5 protein-coding genes and 1 pseudogene are annotated in these 3,432 nt (G+C 63.8%); 2 read left to right on the forward strand and 4 right to left on the reverse strand.

Annotated features, from left to right (window positions below):
• Window positions 1-265, forward strand: a 265-nt coding sequence (locus EH240_RS38640; protein ID WP_206075390.1) for a hypothetical protein, incomplete at its 5' end; no start/stop codon positions are given.
• A 100-nt stretch (window positions 266-365) separates the two neighbouring features.
• Window positions 366-674 (forward strand): alkylphosphonate utilization protein, encoded by a 309-nt coding sequence (locus EH240_RS36515; RefSeq protein ID WP_125007182.1) that lies wholly within the window; start codon window positions 366-368, stop codon window positions 672-674.
• Window positions 675-687: 13 nt separating this feature from the next.
• Here the strand turns inward: EH240_RS36515 and EH240_RS39540 are convergent, their stop codons facing one another.
• The 4 genes and pseudogenes from EH240_RS39540 to EH240_RS36535 form a co-directional block, all read right to left on the reverse strand.
• Window positions 688-837, reverse strand: coding sequence for a hypothetical protein (locus EH240_RS39540; protein WP_245436701.1), 150 nt, complete (start codon window positions 835-837; stop codon window positions 688-690).
• 174 nt (window positions 838-1,011) lie between these two features.
• The gene (locus EH240_RS36525) at window positions 1,012-1,893 is read right to left on the reverse strand and encodes a DUF7007 domain-containing protein (RefSeq protein WP_125007184.1); all 882 of its coding nucleotides are present in this window, start codon (window positions 1,891-1,893) and stop codon (window positions 1,012-1,014) included.
• Complete coding sequence (locus EH240_RS36530) at window positions 1,890-2,363, reverse strand: hypothetical protein (RefSeq protein WP_125007185.1); 474 nt, start codon at window positions 2,361-2,363, stop codon at window positions 1,890-1,892. The genes EH240_RS36525 and EH240_RS36530 overlap by 4 nt, the downstream gene beginning before the upstream one ends.
• 93 nt (window positions 2,364-2,456) lie before the next feature.
• A pseudogene (locus EH240_RS36535) lies at window positions 2,457-3,432 on the reverse strand (plasmid partitioning protein); the annotation flags it as partial.

The raw sequence follows: 3,432 nt of genomic DNA on the forward strand, positions 1-3,432 counted from the left end.
TTCTTCACTGACCCTGCGCGGGACGCGGGCCAGCCTTGTCGAGATCGGCGGGTTCCGGCCGCTCCGCGGCGCGATAGCGGCCTTGAAGCGGACAGCCGCCGGTTCAGACCGCAGCAAACCCGCCGGGAAGACCGGCAAGGGATGGATCCGGACATCGGCATGCGGGAGGAAATCACTGTTCAATTCCCGCCGCCACACGATCCGCCTGCCCGCCAGGCTGCGCCAGGGACGACAGTGGTTTGAACTTCGCCTCCTGCCGGTATAGGTGATGGGCCGCGCCGGTCCGCCGCTGCGGATCAGATTTTTGGCCTGCTTCCACGTCGGAATGACAGCGCACTGTATTCAATCCCGGGGCGACGGCAGCAATGACCGGTCACAACGACGACTACGTCTATGACGACGCGACAGGGGAATGGCGACCAGCGTCGGAGATGGCTGCCATTGCAGCTGCTGCCGGGCAAATTGAAGTGCGCGATGCCGCCGGTAATGTACTGGCCGACGGTGACTCCGTCGTCCTCGTCAAGGACCTCAAGGTCAAAGGCGCGGGGCAGACCCTGAAGCAGGGCACGGTGATCAAGTGGATCCGGCTGACCGACAATCCCGAAGAGATCGACTGTCGGCATGACGCGATCAAGGGGCTGGTGTTGCGAACCGAGTTCGTGCGCAAGCGCTGACCAGGCCGCGGTATCAGGCGCGCATCAGGTCTGGTGGCAGTCTGGCACGCAGCGCCTCGATTGCAGCATCCTGCCTTGCGAGTTTGCGGGTGAGAGCGTCGATCTCGTGCTGCCTCTCCAATGTGATCGCTGCAAGGTTGGCTCGATATCGTTCGAGAAACATTGCCGGCTCCGGGCCCCTCCCGCGTCGATAGCCAACACATTGGGGTCCGAGCTGCGGAATGATCGCCGTCATCCGCCTTATGATCTGCCGGTCGACCATATTGAGCTGGCGCTGTGTTTGGCGCCGAGCCTCCTCCATGCGAAAGAGCTTGTGCGCGGCGATCGGGGACAGGCATTATGTGTCCCTCCCCTGCCAATCCATGAAGCTCGATGGTCCGCCATAGACACGATGGCGCGCAACATCGATGACGAATCCAAAGCGGCTGACATGATATTCGTCGGTCGCAACGAGAAAGCGACGTTCCTCCGCGCCCGGTCCACGCTTGCCGCCAGGGGTCGCGATAATTTCGGTGAAACCGGCCTGGTGCTCGCAACGGATCGCCGACACCACGACCCAGTCATCGGCATGCTTCTCGAAAAATGCCCGCTCGTCCTTTTTCGCGGATTGGCCGGGTTCGAGCACCCTCCCGTGGATCGCCTCCCAGGCGTCTGGATACCAGTCGCGGATGGTCTTTTCCGCACCAGCCTTCTCGAAGTCCGTGAAGAGCTCGGGGAAAGCCTGGGCGACGGCCGCCCAATGGCAGTCCTCTTCATACCAGCCGCCATTGGCACGAAGAAGCGAATCGACTTTGCGATTCCGCTCTGCCGACAGGTGAAACCCGCCATGGCCTGCCGTTGAGTGAGCCACGACGCCCTCGGCATAGACGGTTGCTCCCTGCGACGTTCCCCATGGCGTGTGGGCACGGGAGTGGATCTCGCGACGCCCGAGCGCTGCGCGCTGTCGCTGGTGGAGGGCGTTCGCCTCGACATGCGCGCGAAACGCCGCCTCGTCGGCAAGCTTGCCGGCATGGCCGTAGAAATCGCTGCGCGTCCATTCGGCCATGGGCCGGCGGATACGCCAGCCCGTGACAAGATAGTGCCGGCCGTTCCGGTCCGGAACCATGGCGAACGCCGTTTCACCGACAAGCGCGACCGGATAACCGTCGGCGCTGCGGCCAAAAGAAACCCCCGGACCAGGGGTTTCTTCTTCGCGAATCCGGGGAGTGGCCACGCTCATGCCGCCCTCCCCTCGATGATATCCGCGGCCACGGCATCGGCCGTCACCTGTCGGAGAGAGGCGCGCGGATAGCCGTGCCGGGTCAGCCATTCCTCGGCATCCGTACGGTGGCTGGCGAGATTGACCAGTTCGGCGTCTTCGCCGGGGCGGTCGAGCACCAGGACCGAGCCGATAGCGGGCAGCTGCTTGACCGCAAAATTGAGAGCGCTGTTCACCGAAAACGTCTGGTGAACGCGCAGAACGATGGTGCCCTGACTGCCATAGTCACCCTTGTGCAGGGTAATGGATGCCGGCAGCGTGGTGTTGCCGACGCGGGTTTCGGCCTGCTTGCGGATCAGCCGGCCGCCGCTGTTGCGGTTCTCCCAGGCGGCGAGCTTCTTGCGATGCCGCTCTGGCGGGCGTGGTGATCCGTCAGAATAATTCACGATTGAACCGAGTGGAACGAGGTCATAGATCAATTGAGCCGACATGATGGGTCTCCGTGTTAGTCATGGTGGAAACAAAACCGCCGCCGGCGAGGTCACCGGCGGCGGGAATGCGATCGGAAGGAAGGAGGCGCGCTGCTACTCGGCGGCCTCGCGGTAGCCTTCAGCGTCATCATCGCCGGCATGGTCGTGCGGCGGATCGACGATCGCATCGCCGTCGAGCCCGTCCTGGTCCTGCGGCGTGCCGTCGTCCTCAGGCTGCTCTTTGGCCTCGTTCATCTTCAGCCAGGCGGTCAGCTTTTCCGGAGTGGGCGCAAACAGCGCCGACGGGTGGACGAAGCGGCCTTCCTTGAAATGCTCGACCAGGGCCGCACGGGTGTCCTTGACCTTCTGACGGGGCAGGACGGATGTGTCCGCGCAGGCGACTTCCAATGCCTGCCGCGACAGGCATGACAGGAAGTCCTGCGTTCCCATGTTGGCCAGGAAGTTGTCGGCGGCGATGACGTCGCCGGCGACACGGGCGACAACGCCGCTGTCCGAGCGATTCTCCCTGCAGGACAGAACGTCGATCAGCAAGGACCGCACGGCAATGCGCAGCGTGTCCATGTCGAAGTCGAGCTTGCCCTCCTGGTCGAACAGGCGCGCGGCATGTTCGCCGAGGCCTGCGGCCCCGTAACAGGAGATGTCGCGGGCACCAGATGCCACTGTCACATTCTGGCCGGCGAAGGCGAGAACGAGCAGCGCCATCAGCGTGTCGTCCTCGATCGGTGCGCGCGACAGCGCCTCGTGCAGCGCGTCGGTACGCAGGTCGCCGATCATCTCGACGCCTTTGCGCGTTACGTCCGGACGCGGCTTTGCCGCAACGACGATATCATCGCCATCGGCCTCGACATCGGCGCCATTCTTGCCCTTGGGCTTTTTGGCCGCTGGCATGCGGTATGCGACCGACTGCACCTTACCGTCGCGGTCGAGATACATGGCGGTGTGATCGGACTTCGACGGCTTGCCGTACACACGCTCGGCCTTGGGCGGCAGCTTCGGCTCGCCCCACTGACCGGCTTCCACGATTGCGCCGCGTTTGGGAAGGTTGTTTGCCATCCATTCCTGCTGCGCA

Origin of the sequence: Mesorhizobium tamadayense (genome assembly GCF_003863365.1) — a bacterium.
Taxonomy (GTDB): domain Bacteria; phylum Pseudomonadota; class Alphaproteobacteria; order Rhizobiales; family Rhizobiaceae; genus Mesorhizobium; species Mesorhizobium tamadayense.

What these genes read in the sequence shown, in the direction of transcription:
- EH240_RS36530 (WP_125007185.1), bottom strand. Translation starts at nt 2,363, where the DNA reads ATGTCGGCTCAATTGATCTATGACCTCGTTCCACTCGGTTCAATCGTG.
- EH240_RS36515 (WP_125007182.1), top strand. Translation starts at nt 366, where the DNA reads ATGACCGGTCACAACGACGACTACGTCTATGACGACGCGACAGGGGAA.
- EH240_RS39540 (WP_245436701.1), bottom strand. Translation starts at nt 837, where the DNA reads ATGTTTCTCGAACGATATCGAGCCAACCTTGCAGCGATCACATTGGAG.
- EH240_RS36525 (WP_125007184.1), bottom strand. Translation starts at nt 1,893, where the DNA reads ATGAGCGTGGCCACTCCCCGGATTCGCGAAGAAGAAACCCCTGGTCCG.